Source organism: Geodermatophilus sp. SYSU D00684 (assembly GCF_054050455.1).
In genome coordinates this window covers 146,451-163,917 of record NZ_JBJGZI010000005.1, presented here as the reverse complement: position 1 = coordinate 163,917, position 17,467 = coordinate 146,451, and the positions used below count along the sequence as shown (strand labels likewise).

Here is a 17,467-nt window from a genome sequence, read left to right as displayed (position 1 = left end):
CGGGGTGCGCCGTGCCGGGTCACCGGTTGCGCCCCAGCGCGTCGTGGCTGGTGACCCAGTCGCCGGCGAGGATCGCCGAGGTCAGGGACACGTCGCCGGCCAGCACCACGCCGGCGCAGATCTCGGCGAACTTCTGCACCTTGCCCGAGCCGTAGCAGCCGAGCAGCTCCAGGCACTCGCGCTGGGTGGGCAGCCCGGTGCCGCCGCCGTAGGTGGCCACGATCAGGGACGTCAGCGTGGTCGACCAGTAGTAGTCGCCGTTCTCCAGCAGCTGGGTGTAGGTGACCCCGGAGTGCGACTCGCTGACGTTGGCCACGTCCTGGCCGGTCGCGATGAACAGCGCGGTCAGCCCGTTCGCCGCGTGCGCGCCGTTGTAGGCCGCGCCCGACATGAACGAGCCGGCCATGCCGATCTGCCGGTACTCGAACAGGTCCCGGGTGTCGACGCCGGTCAGCCGCCGCAGCACCTCCCGGGGGATGGTGGCCTCGGCGACGACGCGCTTGCCGCGGGTCATGAGCATGTTGATCTGCGAGTGCTTCTTGTCCGTGTCGATCGCCCCGGACAGCACGTAGCGCGGGTGGTCGGGGTGGTTCTCCCGGATCCACTCGCAGGCGGCCAGTGTCGCCTTGCCGGTCATGTTCTGGCCCGCGGCGTCGCCGGTCGTGTAGTTGACCCGCAGGTACCGCAGCGGCCCGATCTGGTGCTGGCCGATGTAGGTCAGCCGGCCCGAGCGGGTCGTGGCCTCGGCGGCGGCGCGGATCCCGTCGAGGTGCTCGTCGACCCAGCGGCCGAACTCCCGGGCCTGCAGGGCGTCGTCGAGGATGAACGCCGGCGCCCGCTGCATGTGGTCGTCGACGACGGTGGTGCGGATGCCCCCGCTCTCGCCGAGCACCCGCATGCCGCGGTTGTAGCTGGCCACCAGCGTGCCCTCGGTCGTGGCCAGCGGGACGAAGAAGTCGCCCTGCGCGTGCTCGCCGCGCAGGGTCAGCGGGCCGGCCAGCCCGATGGGCACCTGGGCGACGCCGGTGAAGTTCTCGATGTTGCCGGGCAGGACGGCGGGGTCGAAGGAGTACTGGCGGACGTGGTCGAGGCCCGCGCCGGTGCGCTCGGCGACGAAGGCCTGACGTTTGTCGGCCATCTCCCGGGTGTAGTCGTGCTCGCGGTCGCGGGGGATGCGGGTGCGGTGCGGAGTGTCGGTCATCAGGGCACCTCGGCTCGGATGCGGACGGCACACCCAGTGTGATCCGGCTCACGTCCGTCCGCGACTCCGGTCCCCGCCCTCCGGTCGGTCCGCGCGGCCACGGCGCTCCCGGTCGCCCCGTGGGCGGGGTGGGACAGTGGCCGGGTGGAGGTGGTCGTCCTGCCCGGCCCGGACGACGTCGCCCGGGTCGCCGCCGACGTGGTCGCCGACGTCGTCCGGCACCGGCCCGGGGCGGTGCTGGGCCTGGCCACCGGGTCCTCGCCGGTCGGCGTCTACGCCGAGCTGGCGCGCCGGGTCGCCGCCGGCGAGCTCGACCTCTCCGGCGTCAGCGGGTTCGCGCTCGACGAGTACGTGGGGCTGCCGCCCGGGCACCCACAGGGCTACGCGGCGGTGGTCGCCCGCGACGTCACCGGCCCGCTGGGCCTGGACCCGGCGCGGGTGCGCGTCCCCGACGGCGGCGCGGCCGACCTGGAGGCGGCGGCGGAGGAGTACGAGCGGGCGATCGCCGCGGCCGGCGGCGTGGACGTCCAGCTGCTCGGGATCGGCGCCAACGGGCACATCGGCTTCAACGAGCCGACGTCGTCGTTCGCCTCGCGCACCCGGCTGAAGACCCTCGCGCCCCGCACCCGCGCGGACAACGCCCGCTTCTTCGCCTCGCCCGACGAGGTGCCGCTGCACTGCCTCACCCAGGGGCTCGGCACCATCCTCGAGGCGCGGCGGCTGCTGCTGGTCGCGCAGGGGAGCGCCAAGGCCGAGGCGGTCGCGGCCGCCGTCGAGGGGCCGCTGGCCGCCGTCTGCCCGGCCTCGGCGCTGCAGCTGCACCGGCGGGCGACCGTCGTCGTCGACGAGGCGGCCGCGGCCCGGCTGAGCCTGCTCGCCTACTACCGGCACGCCTACGCGGCCCGGCCGTCCTGGCAGCGGCCCTAGCGGACCCGGCGCCCGGCCGCCCAGACGGCCGTGACGGACCGGTCCGCGTCGAGGGCGACGAGGTCCGCGGCGGCGCCGGGCGCCAGCCGGCCCAGCCGGTCGCCGAGGCCGAGGACCCGCGCCGGGGTGGCGGTCAGCGCGGTGACCGCGGTGACCGGGTCGACGCCCGCGGCGAGGGCGGTGCGCAGCGCGGAGTCCTGGGTGAGCGTGGACCCGGCGATGGTGCCGGTGCCGGCCAGCACCGCCCGGCCGCCGCGCACGGTGACCGCCCGCCCGCCCAGCCGGTGGTCGCCGTCCCCGGCGCCGGTGGCGGCCATCGCGTCGGTGACCAGCGCGACCCGGTCGGGCGCGCCGGCCACCAGCAGCCGCGCGACGACGGGGTGCACGTGGACGCCGTCGAGGACGAGCTCCAGGGTGACCCGCGGGTCGGCCAGCGCGGCGCCGACCGGGCCCGGCTCGCGGTGGTGCAGGCCCGGCATGGCGTTGAGCGCGTGGGTGAGCAGCCGGGCGCCGGCGTCGAACGCGGCCGCGGTGAGCGCAACGTCGGCGTCGGTGTGCCCGACGGCGACGACGACCCCGGCGGCGGTGAGGTCGCGCACCGCCTCCAGCGCGCCGGGCAGCTCGGGGGCGACGGTCACCTGGCGCAGGGTGCCGCGGGCGGCGGTGAGCAGCCGGTCGACGGCGTCCGCGGTGGGGGCGCGCAGGTGGCGGGGGTCGTGGGCGCCGCAGCGGGCGGGCGCGAGGAACGGGCCCTCGAGGTGGGCGCCGAGCACGGTGGGGTCCGCGGCGGCCACCTCGGCGATGCCCGCCAGGGACGTCTCCAGCCGGTCCAGCGGCGCGGCCACCAGGCTGAGCACCGAGCGGGTGGTGCCCGCGGCGCGGTGCACGGCCAGCGCGGTGCGGATCGCCTCGGGGCCGTCGTCGAAGGCCTCGCCCCCGCCGCCGTGCGCGTGCAGGTCGACGAAGCCCGGGGTGAGCTCCGCGCCGGCCAGGTCGAGGGTCTCGCCGGCGTGCCCGGGCGGCCGGCCGGTGCCGGTGGCGGCGATCGTGTCCTCGTCGAGCAGCACCCAGCCGTCGTCGGTGACCCCGCCGGCGTCGAGCAGCCGAGCGCCGGTCAGCAGCACACCGGGATCCTCCTCCATGCGGTGCTGCCGACGGCGTCCGCGCCTGCGCGCCCGTTGCCGACCTGCGGTCGTCTCCCGCGGCGCGAGGCAGCCGCAGGTCGACGTCCGGCGGCCGCCGTGCCGTGCGGGGCCCGCCGGGGTCCGGTGAGGTGGGGGCGTGGACCGCCGCGACGACCCGACCGCCCACCCCCGCCCGCTGCTGCGCCGGCCCTGGCGCTCGCTCGACGGGGACTGGCAGTTCGCGGCGGACCCCGACCTCGCCGCCGCGCCCGGCACCGTGCGGTTCGACCGCACGATCCGCGTCCCGTACGCCCCGGAGACCCCGGCCAGCGGCATCGGCTGGACAGGCCCGCTGCACCGCGCCTGGTACCGCCGCCCGCTGCCCGGCCGGCAGGGCGACCGCCGCACGGTGCTCAACCTCGGCGCGGTCGACCGCGTGTGCGACGTCTGGGTGGGCGGCGCGCACGTCACGCGGCACGAGGGCGGCTACACGCCCTTCCGGGTCGACGTCACCGACTTCCTCGGCGACGGCGCCGACCTCCTCGTCCGGGCCGACGACGACCCCCGCGACCTCGAGGCGCCGCGCGGCAAGCAGGACTGGCGCGACGAGCCGCACGAGATCTTCTACCCGCGCACCACCGGCATCTGGCGCACGCCGTGGCTGGAGTCCGTGGCGCGGGAGCACGTCACCGACGTCGTCTGGCGCGGCGACCCGCGCACGCTGCGCGTCGACGTCCGGGTGGAGCTGTCGGTCCCCGTTCCCCGCGCCCGGCTGCACCTGCGCCTGTGGGCCGGCGAGCGGCTGCTGGCCGACGACGCGGTCCGGGTCGACGGCGCGGTGGTCGAGCGGACGCTGCAGGTCGGCGACGGCGGCACCGACGACCGCTGGCACCTGACCTGGGAGCCCGGCCCGGACCCGGTGATCCTCGACGCCGAGATCGCGCTGGTCCGCGACGACGGCGAGGTCCTCGACGAGGTCGCGAGCTACACCGCGCTGCGCTCGGTCGAGGTGGACGACGGGCGGCTGCTGGTCAACGGCCGGCCGGTGCCGCTGCGCCTGGTGCTCGACCAGGGCTACTGGCCGCACACCGGCGCCACCCCGCCCGACGTCGCCGCGCTGCGCCGCGACCTGGAGCTCACCCGCGCGCTGGGCTTCACCGGCGCCCGCAAGCACCAGAAGACCGAGGACCCGCGCTGGCTCGCGCTCGCCGACCGCACGGGCCTGCTGGTGTGGGCGGAGATGCCCGCCGCCCACCGTCCCGGCCCGACGTCGGCCGCCCGGCTGCTGCGCGAGTGGGCCGAGGTGGTGGTCGCCCACCGCGGGCACCCGAGCGTGGTCGCGTGGGTGCCGCTCAACGAGTCGTGGGGCGTGCAGGAGGCGGCCGCCGACCGCGCCCAGCGCGGCCTGGTCACCGCCCTGGCGGCCACCGCGGATGCGCTCGACGGCACCCGCCCGGTCTCGGCGAACGACGGCTGGGAGGCCCTCGGCGGGAGCATCCTCGGCGTCCACGACTACGAGCAGGACCCGGCGGTGCTCGCCGCCCGCTACGCCACCGCCGCCGACCTCGAGCGCCTGGCCGGCGGGCGGCGGCCCGACGGCCGGCTGACCGACCTCGACCGCGCGGGCGTCGCCGGCCGCGCCGTCGTCCTGTCCGAGTTCGGCGGGATCGCGCTGAACGCCGGGCGCTCCGACGCCGACCGCACCGAGCCGTGGGGGTATGCCGACGCCCGCTCCCCGGAGGACCTGCTCGCCCGCTACCGCGACCAGTGGGCCGCGGTGCACGCGAGCACCGCCCTGGCCGGCGCCTGCTGGACCCAGCTCACCGACACGTACCAGGAGGTCAACGGCCTGCTGACCGCCGGCCGGGTGCCCAAGTGCGACGTCGAGGCGATCCGCCGGGCCACCACCGGCGCCGGGTGACGGCCGGCTCGAGAACCGTAACGATCACGGTCTCGAACTGCGGGGACGGCGGGACAGGGCCAGTGTCGGGGGCGGAGACGACACCGAGCCCCGCGGAGGTCCCCGTGCGCACGAACCGGCTCCTGCCCCTCGCCGCCGCGGCGGCCCTCGTCCTCTCCGCCTGCGGCGGCGGGGAGAGCGTCGACACCGGCGGAGGGGGAGGGGGCGGGGGCGGCGGGGACGACGTGCTCGTCGCCGCGGTCAGCGCCGAGCCGGACCAGTTCGACCCGCACGTCACCAACGCCTACGCGAGCTTCCAGGTGCTGGAGAACGTGTACGACACCCTCGTCGTCCCCAGCGCCGAGGACCTCACGATGCAGCCGAGCCTGGCCGAGTCGTGGACGACCAGCCCCGACGGGTTGACCTGGACGTTCACCCTCCAGGACGGCGTCACCTTCCACGACGGCAGCGAGTTCGACTCCGCCGACGTCGTCTACAGCTACCGGCGGATCATCGACGAGGAACTGTCCAACGCCTACCGCTTCGCCACGGTCGCCGACGTGCAGGCGCCCGACCCGCGGACCGTCGTCATCACCCTGACCCGGCCGACGCCGAACCTGCTCGAGCTCATCGGGTCGTTCAAGGGCATGGCGATCGTCTCGGAGGACGCCGCGGAGGAGTTCGACCTGCAGAGCGAGGCCAACGGCACCGGGCCGTTCCGGCTGGAGAGCTCCGACGCCAACGCCACCACGCTCACCACCTTCGACGACTACTGGGGTGGGACGCCGGGCATCGACGGCGTCGAGTTCCGCTACATCTCCGAGCCCAGCTCCGCGCTGACCGCGCTGCGCAACGGCGAGGTCCAGTGGACCGACAACGTCCCGCCGCAGAACGTCGCGGACCTCGAGGACGACGAGGCGGTCGAGCTCGGCTCGGTCACCAGCGTCGAGTACTTCTACCTGTCGATGAACTACGCCGTCCCGCCGTTCGACAACCGGGACGTGCGCCGGGCGGTCGCGACCGCGCTGGACCGCGAGGAGATCACCCAGGCCGCCCGCTTCGGCGCCGCGCAGCCCAACCAGACCGCCATCCCCGAGGGCAGCCCCTGGTACCTGGACTACGCACCGTTCACCCCGGACGAGGAGGCCGCCCGGGAGCTGCTGGCCCAGGCCGGCGTGCAGACGCCGCTGACGATGGGGCTGATGGTCACCGACGAGTACCCCGAGACGGTGGCCGCCGCCCAGGTGATCGCCAGCGAGCTCGAGCCGATCGGCATCCAGGTGGAGATCCAGGAGGAGGACTTCGCCACCTGGCTGGACCGGCAGTCCCAGGGCGACTTCGACGCCTTCATGCTCAGCTGGATCGGCAACATCGACCCGGCCGACTTCTACGAGAACCAGCACCTGTCCACCGGCGGCAGCAACTACCAGGGCTACAGCAACCCGGAGGTGGACGACCTGCTCACCCGCGCCGCCACCGAGCCGGACCAGGCCACCCGCAAGAGCCTCTACGACGAGGCCGCGCAGCTCATCGTCGACGACGTCAGCTACCTGTACCTCTACAACCCCGACGAGGTGCAGGCCTGGGTGCCGGGGCTGACCGGCTACCAGGTGCGGGCGGACTCGGCGATCGACTTCGAGAACGTGGAGCTGCCCTGAGCGGCTACCTGCTCCGGCGGGCCGGCCAGGCGATCGTCGTCCTGGCCGGTGTGAGCGTCCTGGTCTTCTCCCTCATCCACCTCGTGCGGGGCGACCCGATCCGCCTGGCCCTCGGCACGCGGTTCTCCCAGGAGACCTACGACGCCCTGCGGGAGCGCAGCGGGCTGGACCTCCCCCTGGTCCAGCAGTACCTCACCTGGGCCGGTCGGGCGGTCACCGGTGACCTGGGGGTCAGCTTCCGCAGCGGCGAGACGGTCACCTCGCTGATCGCCGAGCGGCTGCCGGCGACGCTGACGCTGGCTCTCGCGTCGCTGCTGGTCGCGCTGGTCATCGCGCTGCCGCTCGGGATGCTCTCGGCGCTGCACCCGCGGTCGTTCGTCGACCGGCTGGCCACCGTCGTCAGCCAGTTCGGCATCTCGGTGCCCGACTTCTGGCTGTCGATCATGCTGATCCTGGTCTTCGCCGGGACGCTCGGCTGGCTGCCCTCGGGCGGCTACGTCCCGCTGACCGAGGACCCGCTGGGCTGGGCGCAGCGGCTGGTGCTGCCCGCGATCGCCACCGGCGTCGTCTCGGGCTCGGTGATCACGAGGTTCGTCCGGTCGAGCATGCTCGAGGCGCTGGGCTCCGACCACGTGCGGACGGCGCAGGCCAAGGGCGTCGCGACCCGCCAGGTGCTGACCTGGCACGTGCTGCGCAACGCCCTCCTGCCGCTGGTCACGGTCACCGGCGTGCAGCTGGCCTACCTGCTGTCCGGCGTCGTCGTCGTGGAGATCGTCTTCTCGTGGCCGGGGCTGGGGCAGCTGGCCTACCAGGCGGTGCGCGACCGCGACTTCCCGGTGCTGCAGGGCGCCGTCCTGCTGTTCGCCCTGGTCTTCCTGGTCGTCAACCTGCTGGTGGACCTGCTCTACAGCCGCATCGACCCGAGGATCACCCGCCGATGACGCAGCTGCCGACACCGGGCGCCACCCCGGCCGTCCCCCCGCCCGCGGAGCCCCTGCCGACGGCGGCCCCGCGCCCCCGCTGGCGGGAGACACTGGGCCTGCTCGCCCGCAACCCGACCGCCGCGGTCTCGGCCGTGGTCCTGCTCCTGATCGTGCTGATGGCGGTCTTCGACGAGACGCTCGCCCCCGACGGCCCCAACGAGCAGGACCCCTCGCTCCAGCTGCAGCCGCCGAGCTGGGACCACCCGTTCGGCACCGACGAGTTCGGCCGCGACATCCTCAGCCGGGTCATCCTCGGCGCGGCGACGTCGCTGCGCGTCGGCTTCCTCTCCGTCGCCTTCGCCCTGGTCGTCGGCACGCTGATCGGCCTGCTCGCCGGCTTCTACGGCCGGTGGGTCGACGACACGCTCATGCGGCTGATGGACGTGCTGTTCGCCTTCCCGGCGGTGCTGCTGGCCATCGCCATCGTGGCCATCCGCGGGGCCGGGCCGGCCAACGCGATCCTCGCGATCGGCATCGTCTACGTGCCGATCTTCGCCCGGGTCACCCGCGCCAGCGTGCTCGGCGTGCGGGAGGAGGTGTACGTGCGGGCCTCGCGCTCGGTCGGCGCCTCGGACTGGCGGCTGATCACCCGGCACGTGCTGCCCAACGCCGCGCCGCCGATCATCGTGCAGACCTCGATCAGCCTGGCCTTCGCGGTGCTGGCCGAGGCGGCGCTGTCCTTCCTCGGCCTGGGCCCGCGCCGGCCCAACCCCTCGTGGGGGCTGATGCTCGCCGACGGCCGCGGCTTCATCGAGCAGGCCTGGTGGTACACGGTCTTCCCGGGCCTGGCGATCGTGGTCACGGTGCTGTGCTTCAACCTGCTCGGCGACGGGCTGCGCGACGTCCTCGACCCGCGGCAGCGCACCCTCATGGCCGGGGGCGGGCGGTGAGCGCGCTGCCCGAGACCGCGGTGGGACAGGTCCTGGAGGTCGAGGACCTGCGGGTGGACCTGCGCACCCCGCGGGGGACGGCGCACGTGGTCAACGGGCTGAGCTACACCGTCGGGCCGGGCGAGACGGTCGCCGTCGTCGGGGAGTCCGGCAGCGGCAAGAGCGTGTCGGTGCTCGCGCTGATGGGCCTGCTGCCGGCGCGGACGGCGACGGTGACCGGGCGGGCCCTACTGCAGGGCGAGGACCTGCTCACCATGTCCCCCGACCGGCTGCGGCAGGTCCGCGGGCCCGGCGTCGGCATGGTCTTCCAGGATCCGATGACCTCGCTCAACCCCGTGCTCACCGTGGGTCGCCAGCTCACCGAGGGCATCCGCGCGCACGGGGCGGTGTCGAAGGCCGCGGCCCGGGCGCGCGCGGTGGAGCTGCTCGGCGAGGTGGGCCTGCCCGACCCCGGCCGCGCGGTGGACCGCTACCCGCACGAGCTCTCCGGCGGCATGCGGCAGCGGGTGGTCATCGCGATCGCGCTGGCCAACTCGCCGGCGCTGCTCATCGCCGACGAGGCGACGACGGCGCTCGACGTCACCGTGCAGGCGCAGATCCTCGACCTGGTCGAGCGGCTGCAGGCCGACCACGGCACCGGCGTCATCTGGATCACCCACGACCTCGGGGTCGTCGCCGGCATCGCCGACCGGGTGCTGGTCATGTACGGCGGGCGCTGCGTGGAGGACGGCACGGTCGACGACGTCCTCGAGCGGCCGGTGCACCCCTACACCCGCGGCCTGCTCGGCGCGCTGCCCGACCTCGCCGCCGACGACGGCGGCGACCTGGCCACCATCCCCGGGACCCCGCCCGCACCCACCGACCTGCCCGCGGGCTGCGTGTTCTGGCCGCGCTGCCCGGTGCGCGGCGACGCCCGCTGCGAGACCCGGCAGCCGCCGCTGACGGTCGTCGACCGGGGGGACCGGGTACTGCCGCACCGGGCGGCCACCTGGTGCGCGGAGGGGGAGGCGTCGTGACCTCGACGACGGAGCGGGAGGTCCTGGTCTCCGCCCGCGGCCTGGAGGTGCACTTCCCGGTCCGCTCGGGCGGGCTGCTGCGCCGCGCCACCGGCGTGCTGCGTGCCGTCGACGGCGTGGACCTCGACGTCTACCGCGGCGAGACGCTGGGCCTGGTGGGGGAGTCCGGCTGCGGGAAGTCCACGCTGGGCAACGCGCTGCTGCGGCTGGTCCCGCCGACCGGCGGCACGGTCGCCTTCGACGGCACCGACGTCACCGCGATGGGGAGGAAGGAGCTGCGCGAGCTGCGGCGCCGGGCCGGGATGGTGTTCCAGGACCCGTTCGCCTCGCTCGACCCGCGGCGCACGGTGGCGCAGACGGTGGCCGAGCCGCTGGAGGTGCACGGCCTGCACCCGGGGCGGCAGGCGCGGGCCGCGCGGGTGCGCGAGCTGCTGGAGCTGGTCGGCCTGGACCCGGCGGTGGCCGCCCGCTACCCGCACGAGTTCTCCGGCGGCCAGCGGCAGCGGGTCGGCATCGCCCGCGCGCTGGCCGGCGAGCCGGACTTCCTGGTCTGCGACGAGGCGATCGCCTCCCTCGACGTCAGCGTGCAGGCGCAGGTGCTCAACCTGCTGCGCCGGCTGCAGCGGCAGCTCGGCCTCACGCTGCTGTTCGTCTCGCACGACCTGTCGGCGGTGCGGCACGTGTCCGACCGGATCGCGGTGATGTACCTGGGCCGGGTGGTCGAGGTCGGGCCCGCGGCCGCCGTCGCCGCCGAGCCGCAGATGCCCTACACGCGGGCGCTGCTGTCGGCGGTGCCGCTGCCGCACCCGGCGCTGGAGCGGTCCCGGCAGCGGATCGTGCTGCGCGGCGACGTCCCCTCGCCGGCCCGGGTGCCCAGCGGCTGCCGGTTCCGCACCCGCTGCCCCGACGTGTTCGAGCCCTGCCCCGACGTCGACCCGGCGCTGCAGCCGGTCGGCTCTGCACCGGGGCACGTCGCCGCCTGCCACCTGCACGGCGTCGTCGGGGAGCCGGTGCAGCGGGAGCGGCCCGACGAGCCGGTCACCGCGGGCGACCCGGCGACCTGACCCGCGCCGGGAACGCACCGGGAACACGCCGGGCGCCCCCTCCGGACGGCGGGGAGGGCGCCCGCTGCGTGGTCGTCAGCCACGGCCGGTGCGGGTGGGGCGCCGGCCCTGCCGGGAGCCCGAGCGGGGCGCCCGCCGCCCGTCCCGGCCGCCGGCGCGGGGGTGGCCGTCGCGGCCCCGCCCGCGGGGCGCGCTGCACGGGCGGCAGGTGGAGAACCACGGCGCGATCGCGGTGCCGCACTCGACGCAGGCGCTGGACCGGCTGACCGCGATGGCGTCGGGCAGCAGCTCGCTGATCGCCTCGGCGCACTCCTCCTCGACCCAGGCGGCGTCGTCGGCGTCCAGGTCCGCGACGCCGGGGAACTGCCGCAGCAGCGCCTGGGCGTCGCGCGCGGCCGCGGCGGCCTGCTCGAACTCCTCGACGCTCCCGCCGACCGGGACGTCGGGCAGCACCAGCTCCGGCCGCACCGGCAGGCCCGCGGCGTGCCGCAGCGCGGCGCGGGCGAGCACCAGCCAGCGGGTGCGCCGCGGCGGCTCGTAGTCGATCGGCAGCTGCACCAGGCGCCAGACGGTGCGCAGGTCGCCGACGTCGCCGAGCGGACCGCGCAGCAGCGGCAGCAGCGCCCGCACCCGCAGCACCAGCTCGCCGACGTCGTCCGGGGTCATCGCCCGGTCGCGGGTGGCCGTGCGGGCCCAGGACTCCCAGCGGACCAGGGCCTCGGGCAGGTCGGCCGCCTCCGTGGCGCCCAGGTCCTCGAGCTCCGGGCGCAGCCGTGCCCCGCGGGCCGGCAGGTCGCTGACCCGCTCGCCGCGGGCCACCTCGGCGCCGTCGGCGACGAGCGCCGCCGACGCCCGGAGCCCGGGCACGCCGGCCAGGACGCCGACCGTCCCGTGCCCGGTCAGGCCGTAGCGGCCGGCCCGCCCGGCGATCTGGGCGGCCTCCCAGCTGCGCAGCGGCCGCAGCTCGGTGCCGTCGAACTTCGTCGTCTCGGCGAACAGCACGGTCGTCGCGGGGACGTTGATGCCGTGGCCGATGACGTCGGTGGTGACGAGGACGTCGAGCTCGCCGGTGGTGAACCGCTCGATGACCTCGCGCCGGGTGGCCGGGGGCAGCGCGCCGTAGAGGACGCCCACCTTCCCGGGCCGGTGCCGGTCGAGCTCGGCGGCGACGGCGTAGACGGTCTTGCGGGAGAAGGCGACGACGAGGGTCTGCGGGCGGACGCGCGGGGTGCGCACCGGTGCGGGCAGGACGTCGAGCCGGGACAGCCGCCGGTGGTGGACGACCTCGACCTCGTCGGCGTCGGACACCAGCGGCGCCAACTGCGGGTGGGCCTCCGCGGCGGAGATCAGGTGCATCTCGCGGTACTCGCCGGTGAGCAGCAGCCGGGCCCAGTGGTGGCCGCGGTCGTCGTCGGCGATCCAGTGCGACTCGTCGAGGACGAGCAGCTCGCCGCGCATCGGCGCCTTCTCCACCGTGCAGCAGAGGATCTCCGCGTGCGGGTGGATCTCCTCCTCGCCGGTGGACAGGCCGACGGCGCCCTCGGGCAGGCCGGCGGCGAGCTTGGCGTAGGCCTCGTGGGCGAGCTGGCGCAGCGGCGCGGCGTAGACGCCCGAGCCGGTGGCGGCCAGCGCCTGCAGCGACTCGTGGGTCTTGCCCGAGTTGGTCGGGCCGAGGTGGAAGACGACCCGCTGCGGCGGGGTCGCGCGCACGGGCAGTTCCGGCGCGGCGTCCTCGACCCACAGCTGCTGGGCGCGCCGCTCGGCTCGGGCGGCCTCGCGGGTGGCGTCCCGCTCGGCGGCGCGGTCGGCCGTCATCGGGACGGTGGGGCGCTCGCCGGCGGGGCGCCGCACCCGGCGGCGGGTGGACGGCGGGGGAGCGGTCTCGGGCAGGGGGTGTCCTTCGATCGACGTGCAGGGGCGGGGCCGACGCGACGTGCTCGCGGACCGGGTCGGGAGGACAACGCCGTCCGGTCCCGGATCATGCCCGGCGGGGCCTCACCGGAGTCTCATCGGCCTCTCATCCACCCCGCCGCGCGCCGCCCTAGCGTCGCCCTCCCGCCGACCGGCGGGGACCCGGGCGGACCAGGGAGGCCGAGATGCCACGGACGGTCGCGAGGAGGACGAGGGTGGCGGCGATCGGGCTCGGCGCGCTGCTCGCGCCGGTGCTGGCGTCGGGCACGGCCGCGGCGGACCCCGACACCTCCGCCGCACTCGACCCGGCCGGGCGGATCCCCCCGGCCAGTCCCTCGGCGGTGACCTCGGAGCTGCTGGCCCGCGGGTCCGCGGGGGAGTTCCGGCTCGAGGACGCCGAGGCCGGGATCAGCCTGGACGTCACGGAGCCGTCGGACGTGGCGGTGGTCCGGGCCACCCTGGCGCCGCACTCGTCCACCGGCTTCCACCGGCACCCCGGGCCGTCGGTGGTGGTCGTGGTCAGCGGCACCCTGCAGATGATCGAGCCCGCCCACCGCGACGGCGGCCGCTGCACGCAGGAGACGTACCCGCCCGGCAGCGCGTTCCCGCACCCGTCGGGGCCGCACACCTTCGCCAACCGCGGCGCGGAGCCCGCCGTCCTCGTCATCACCTACCTCGTGCCCGAGGGGGCGAGCCCGGCGCCGGTGCCCGTCGACCCGCAGCCCCGCTGCTGACGCCCCGCGGCGCGGCCGGGTGGGTCCTCCCGGGAGGCCGGGTTAGCCTCGACCTGCCGGGAGGGCTCGCCTAGTGGCCGATGGCGGCGGTCTTGAAAACCGCTATGGGGTCAAACCCATCGTGGGTTCGAATCCCACGCCCTCCGCTCCGCTCCCCCTGTGGGTGCGCCCCGCGACGACACGCCACCCCATCCGGGGGGCCGCCGCCGCGGCGGGAGCGCGCACGGGACCGCGGTCGCCCCGCGGTGGTAGACCGGCCGTCCGCCGGAGCGCTGACGACCGTGCACCGCTGGACACAGGGCCCCGCGGCGGCGACGCGCACGGCCACAGGGGGTCCGTGATGGATCGCTCGGGCATCGACACCGTCCCCTCGCGGACCGATCGGCACCGGTCCCCGCAGCGCCTCCTTGGGGTCTGCGGCCTCGCCCTGCTCGTCCTGCTCCTGTCGCTGGTGACCGTGGCACCGGCCGGCGCCACGTTCCCGGGGAAGAACGGCCTGATCGCCTTCAGCGCCGAGACCGACGAGGGCGAACAGGTCTTCACCGTCTCGCGGAACGGCCGGGACCTGCGGCAGGTCACGCACGGCCCCGACGAGGCGTCGACGCCCGACTGGTCCCCCGACGGGGGCTGGCTCGCCTACACGCTGAACGAGTGCACCATCGCCCTGGTCCGCCCGGACGGGACCGGTCAGCGGGCCATCCCGTCGCAGACCCCGGAGGGGTGCGAGGCCGATCCGGCGTTCACCCCCGACGGCCGGCACCTGGTGTTCGAGCGCTACGACGCCACCGTGGAGGAGAGCTCCGTCTGGATCATGGACCTGCACGGCGACGAGCGCCGCCGCATCGGCACGGGGCCGACCCAGGCGGCGACCCCGGAGGTCTCCCCGGACGGCCGGACGGTCACGTTCCTGTCGGACGTGGAGGAGGGCCTCGGTGCGCTGTTCGCGATCGGCATCGGCGGCGGCGCCGCCCGGCAGGTCACGCCCACCCTCTACGGGATCGCGTACAAGCACGACTGGGCGCCCGATGGGTCCCGCATCGTGACCAGCGACAACGCCGACGACCCGGACCACCCCGTCAACGTCGTCACGATCCGCCCGGACGGGACGGGACTGCGGTACCTGACCCACCTGCAGAGTCCGGACCAGAGGGCCTACGCCGGCGGTTACTCCCCCGACGGCAGGTGGATCGTCTACCGGCTCGAGCACGGCGACCGGAACGCCCTGGTGGTCATGCGGGCCGACGGCCACGGTGCCCACACGATCCTGCCGTTCTCGTCGTTCCGGCCGCGGTTCATGGACTGGGGCCCAGCGGTGCGGTGACGGAACGGCGCGGACCCCGGTCCGCTCGCGCGCGCCGACCGGTGCTGTGCACCGCTCCCGTCCCCTAACGTGCCCCTCCGCACGGGGATCCGAGTCGGACCGGTCCGGGGAGTGGCATGAGCGGAGTCGCGGCGGCGGAGCACCCCGCGCCCGGGGACCCCGCGCCCGAGGACCCGGTCCTCGCGCTGGCCCGCAGCCGGCGCTGGCTCGCCGAGGCGCAGCGGCTGGCCGCGATGGGCAGCTGGGAGTGGGACGTCCGCACCGGCGCGGTGACCTTCAGCGACGAGCTGTTCGCCGTCTACCGGCTCGACCCCGCCGTGGTGACGCCGACCTTCGAGATCTGCATGCAGATGGTCCACCCCGACGACCGGGGCCGCGCCGAGCAGGCCATCCTCGCCGCGCTCGGGGCGGGCGGGGTGTTCGACTTCGACCACCGGGTCGTCTGCGGCGACGGCGCGCTCATCTGGGTGCGCGCCCGCGGGTCGGTCACCCGGGACGAGGCCGGCAACGCCGTGCTGCTGGTCGGCACGGCGCAGGACATCAGCGAGCGGGTGGCGATCGAGGCGCGCCTGCAGGAGAGCGAGCGGCGGCTGCTCGAGGCGCAGCGGGTGGCGCGGCTGGGCCGGTGGGACTGGGACGTCGTCACCGACACGGTCACCTGGTCCGACGAGATGTACCGCATCTTCGGCGTGCCGCCGGACGCGCTGGTGCCCACCGTCGAGGGCTACCTGGCGCGGGTCCACCCCGACGACCGGGCCGAGCTGCTGCAGCTGCTCGCCGACGTCCGCGCCGGCCGGGAGGAGTACGGCCTCGAGCACCGGGTGCTGCGCGCCGACGGCAGCACCGGCTGGGTGGCCTGCCGCGCCGCCGTCGAGCGGGACGGGAGCGGCGCGGAGGTGCGCGTCCACGGCACCGCCACCGACGTCACCGAGCGCAAGGCGGCCGAGCTGGCGGCCGCCCGGGCCGCCGCGGAGCTGGCCGGGCAGGCCGAGCAGCTGCGCCGGCTGGCGTTCACCGACCCGCTCACCGGGCTGGCCAACCGGGCGCTGTTCGCCGACCGGCTGACCCACGCCCTCGAGGCGCGCTCGCCCGCCGGCGTGAGCGTGCTGCTGGTCGACCTGGACGACTTCAAGGACGTCAACGACGTGCTGGGCCACCAGGCCGGGGACCGGCTGCTGGTCGAGGTCGCCGAGCGGCTCACCGGGTGCGTCCGGCCCGAGGACACGGTCGCCCGCCTCGGCGGGGACGAGTTCGCCGTCGTCCTGGCCGAGGCCGACCACGGCGAGCAGGTCGCCCGGCGCATCGGCGCCGCCCTCGACGCCCCCGTCCGGTTCGGTGACCGGCAGGTGGTGCCCAGCGGCAGCATCGGCCTGGCCCGCAGCACCGGCGGCGAGCACGTGCCCGCCGAGGTGCTGCTGCAGCAGGCCGACATCGCGATGTACGCCGCCAAGCAGGCCGGCAAGGGGCGGCACGCGGTCTTCGACCCGGCCATGTCGACGGCGGTCCTCGCCCGCGCGGACGTGGAGAACGGCCTCCGGCAGGCGCTCGAGGACGACGGGCTCGTCGTCCACCTGCAGCCGCTGGTCGACGTCCGCGCCCGCGCGGCCACCCGGGTGGAGGCGCTGGTGCGCTGGCCGCGTCCCGGTGGCCTGGCGCTGCCGGCGGACTTCCTGCCCGTCGCCGAGCGCAGCGGGCTCGTGCGCGAGCTCGGCCAGCAGGTGCTGCGCACCGCGTGCCTGCGCCTGTCCGGCTGGCTGGCGGCGGACCGGCGGCGGTCGCTCTCGGTCAACGTCTCGCCGGTGCAGCTGCGCGAGCCGGACTTCGCGACGGCGGTCCTCGGCGTCCTCGCCGGCACCGGCGTGCGCCCCGGGCAGGTGCTGCTCGAGGTGACCGAGACGGTGTTCCTCGAGGCCGGGCCCCGGGTGGTCGGCCAGCTCGACGAGCTGCGCGCCGCGGGCGTCCGGGTGGCCATCGACGACTTCGGGACCGGCTACTCCTCCCTGGGCCGGCTGCAGGCGCTGCCCGTCGACGGGGTCAAGATCGACCGCTCGTTCGTGCAGCAGATCGGCGACGGCGCCGACGACCAGCCGATCCTCACGGCCCTGGTCACGCTGGCGCACTGCCTCGGGCTGGAGGTCACCGCCGAGGGCGTGGAGACCCGCGTGCAGGCGGCCCGGCTGGTCGAGCTCGGCGTGGACCACCTGCAGGGCCACCACCTCGCCCGGCCGGTGCCGCCCGAGGACCTGGCCGGCGCGGTCGCCGCCGCCGGCGCCGTCCTGCAGGCCACCGGGGACCGGTCCGCGGGGCCGGGCCGGGAGCCGGTCGTGCTGCTCGTCGCGCCCGACGACGCCCGCAGCCGGGCGCTGCGCGGCGTCCTGCTGCGCGACGGCCTCTCCGTCACCGTGCCGGGGGTGGCGGCGCCGGAGGCCGACGCCGTCCTGCTCGTGACCGGCCGCGGCGGGGACGCCGTCGACCGGGTGGCCGGGCTGGGCGCCGCGCCGGGGACCGCCGTCCTCGTGCTCTGCGACGACGCTAACCGGGCCACCCGGGCGCGGCTCCTCGCCGCCGGCGCCGACGACGTCCTCGTCGACCCCGACTGCTGCCCGCCCGGCCTGACCGACCGGCTCCGGGCGGCGGTGCGGACGGCGGCCGGCGAGGCCCGCCGGCGCGACTGACCCGCGGAGGTCCCCGGCGTGTCCCCCGGGACGCGCCGGGGACCTCCTCACTCCTGCGGGTGG

At 76.1% G+C, this 17,467-nt stretch carries 13 protein-coding genes and 1 tRNA gene; 11 read left to right on the top strand and 3 right to left on the bottom strand.

What is annotated here, in order from left to right:
- Nucleotides 1–19: 19 nt before the first annotated feature.
- Nucleotides 20–1,201, bottom strand: coding sequence for a hydroxymethylglutaryl-CoA reductase (locus ACI79L_RS05215; protein WP_456935753.1), 1,182 nt, complete (start codon nt 1,199–1,201; stop codon nt 20–22).
- A gap of 144 nt (nt 1,202–1,345) precedes the next feature.
- Here ACI79L_RS05215 and nagB point away from each other — a divergent pair, with 144 nt between their 5' ends.
- Nucleotides 1,346–2,128: a glucosamine-6-phosphate deaminase gene (gene nagB / locus ACI79L_RS05210; protein WP_456935752.1), complete on the top strand. Its 783-nt coding sequence runs from the start codon at nt 1,346–1,348 to the stop codon at nt 2,126–2,128.
- Here nagB and nagA read toward each other — a convergent pair.
- Nucleotides 2,125–3,252 (bottom strand): N-acetylglucosamine-6-phosphate deacetylase, encoded by a 1,128-nt coding sequence (nagA, locus tag ACI79L_RS05205; RefSeq protein ID WP_456935751.1) that lies wholly within the window; start codon nt 3,250–3,252, stop codon nt 2,125–2,127. The genes nagB and nagA overlap by 4 nt on opposite strands.
- Nucleotides 3,253–3,409: 157 nt before the next feature.
- On the opposite strand from nagA, the gene ACI79L_RS05200 reads away from it, so the two are divergent.
- The 6 genes from ACI79L_RS05200 (at nt 3,410) to ACI79L_RS05175 (ending at nt 10,763) form a co-directional block, all read left to right on the top strand.
- Nucleotides 3,410–5,173 (top strand): glycoside hydrolase family 2 protein, encoded by a 1,764-nt coding sequence (locus ACI79L_RS05200; protein WP_456935750.1) that lies wholly within the window; start codon nt 3,410–3,412, stop codon nt 5,171–5,173.
- A 104-nt stretch (nt 5,174–5,277) separates the two neighbouring features.
- A complete protein-coding gene (locus tag ACI79L_RS05195; RefSeq protein ID WP_456935749.1) occupies nt 5,278–6,810 on the top strand; it encodes an ABC transporter substrate-binding protein in 1,533 nt (510 codons plus the stop codon).
- Entirely contained in the window at nt 6,807–7,751 is a 945-nt protein-coding gene (locus ACI79L_RS05190) for an ABC transporter permease (protein ID WP_456935782.1), read from the top strand. Before ACI79L_RS05195 ends, ACI79L_RS05190 begins: the two co-directional genes overlap by 4 nt.
- On the top strand, nt 7,748–8,683 hold the full coding sequence (locus ACI79L_RS05185; protein WP_456935748.1) for an ABC transporter permease: 936 nt from the start codon (nt 7,748–7,750) through the stop codon (nt 8,681–8,683). Before ACI79L_RS05190 ends, ACI79L_RS05185 begins: the two co-directional genes overlap by 4 nt.
- A complete protein-coding gene (locus ACI79L_RS05180; RefSeq protein ID WP_456935747.1) occupies nt 8,680–9,699 on the top strand; it encodes an ABC transporter ATP-binding protein in 1,020 nt (339 codons plus the stop codon). Before ACI79L_RS05185 ends, ACI79L_RS05180 begins: the two co-directional genes overlap by 4 nt.
- The gene (locus ACI79L_RS05175) at nt 9,696–10,763 is read left to right on the top strand and encodes an ABC transporter ATP-binding protein (RefSeq protein ID WP_456935746.1); all 1,068 of its coding nucleotides are present in this window, start codon (nt 9,696–9,698) and stop codon (nt 10,761–10,763) included. The genes ACI79L_RS05180 and ACI79L_RS05175 overlap by 4 nt, the downstream gene beginning before the upstream one ends.
- Before the next feature lie 75 nt (nt 10,764–10,838).
- Here the strand turns inward: ACI79L_RS05175 and ACI79L_RS05170 are convergent, their stop codons facing one another.
- A complete protein-coding gene (locus ACI79L_RS05170; protein WP_456935745.1) occupies nt 10,839–12,578 on the bottom strand; it encodes a helicase-related protein in 1,740 nt (579 codons plus the stop codon).
- 311 nt (nt 12,579–12,889) lie between these two features.
- Here ACI79L_RS05170 and ACI79L_RS05165 point away from each other — a divergent pair, with 311 nt between their 5' ends.
- From ACI79L_RS05165 to ACI79L_RS05150, 4 genes are all read left to right on the top strand, one after another.
- Nucleotides 12,890–13,408 carry a cupin domain-containing protein gene (locus ACI79L_RS05165; RefSeq protein WP_456935744.1) on the top strand — a complete coding sequence of 173 codons (519 nt, stop codon included), beginning with the start codon at nt 12,890–12,892 and terminating at the stop codon, nt 13,406–13,408.
- Between the two features lie 59 nt (nt 13,409–13,467).
- Nucleotides 13,468–13,554, top strand: a tRNA-Ser gene (locus ACI79L_RS05160).
- 194 nt (nt 13,555–13,748) lie between these two features.
- Complete coding sequence (locus ACI79L_RS05155) at nt 13,749–14,729, top strand: TolB family protein (protein ID WP_456935743.1); 981 nt, start codon at nt 13,749–13,751, stop codon at nt 14,727–14,729.
- Nucleotides 14,730–14,845: 116 nt separating this feature from the next.
- Nucleotides 14,846–17,404: a putative bifunctional diguanylate cyclase/phosphodiesterase gene (locus ACI79L_RS05150; protein ID WP_456935742.1), complete on the top strand. Its 2,559-nt coding sequence runs from the start codon at nt 14,846–14,848 to the stop codon at nt 17,402–17,404.
- Nucleotides 17,405–17,467 lie beyond the last annotated feature (63 nt).

Coding starts and splice junctions, on each gene's coding strand:
- ACI79L_RS05215 (WP_456935753.1), bottom strand. CDS start 1,201: ATGACCGACACTCCGCACCGCACCCGCATCCCCCGCGACCGCGAGCAC.
- ACI79L_RS05185 (WP_456935748.1), top strand. CDS start 7,748: ATGACGCAGCTGCCGACACCGGGCGCCACCCCGGCCGTCCCCCCGCCC.
- ACI79L_RS05170 (WP_456935745.1), bottom strand. CDS start 12,578: ATGACGGCCGACCGCGCCGCCGAGCGGGACGCCACCCGCGAGGCCGCC.
- ACI79L_RS05155 (WP_456935743.1), top strand. CDS start 13,749: ATGGATCGCTCGGGCATCGACACCGTCCCCTCGCGGACCGATCGGCAC.
- ACI79L_RS05150 (WP_456935742.1), top strand. CDS start 14,846: ATGAGCGGAGTCGCGGCGGCGGAGCACCCCGCGCCCGGGGACCCCGCG.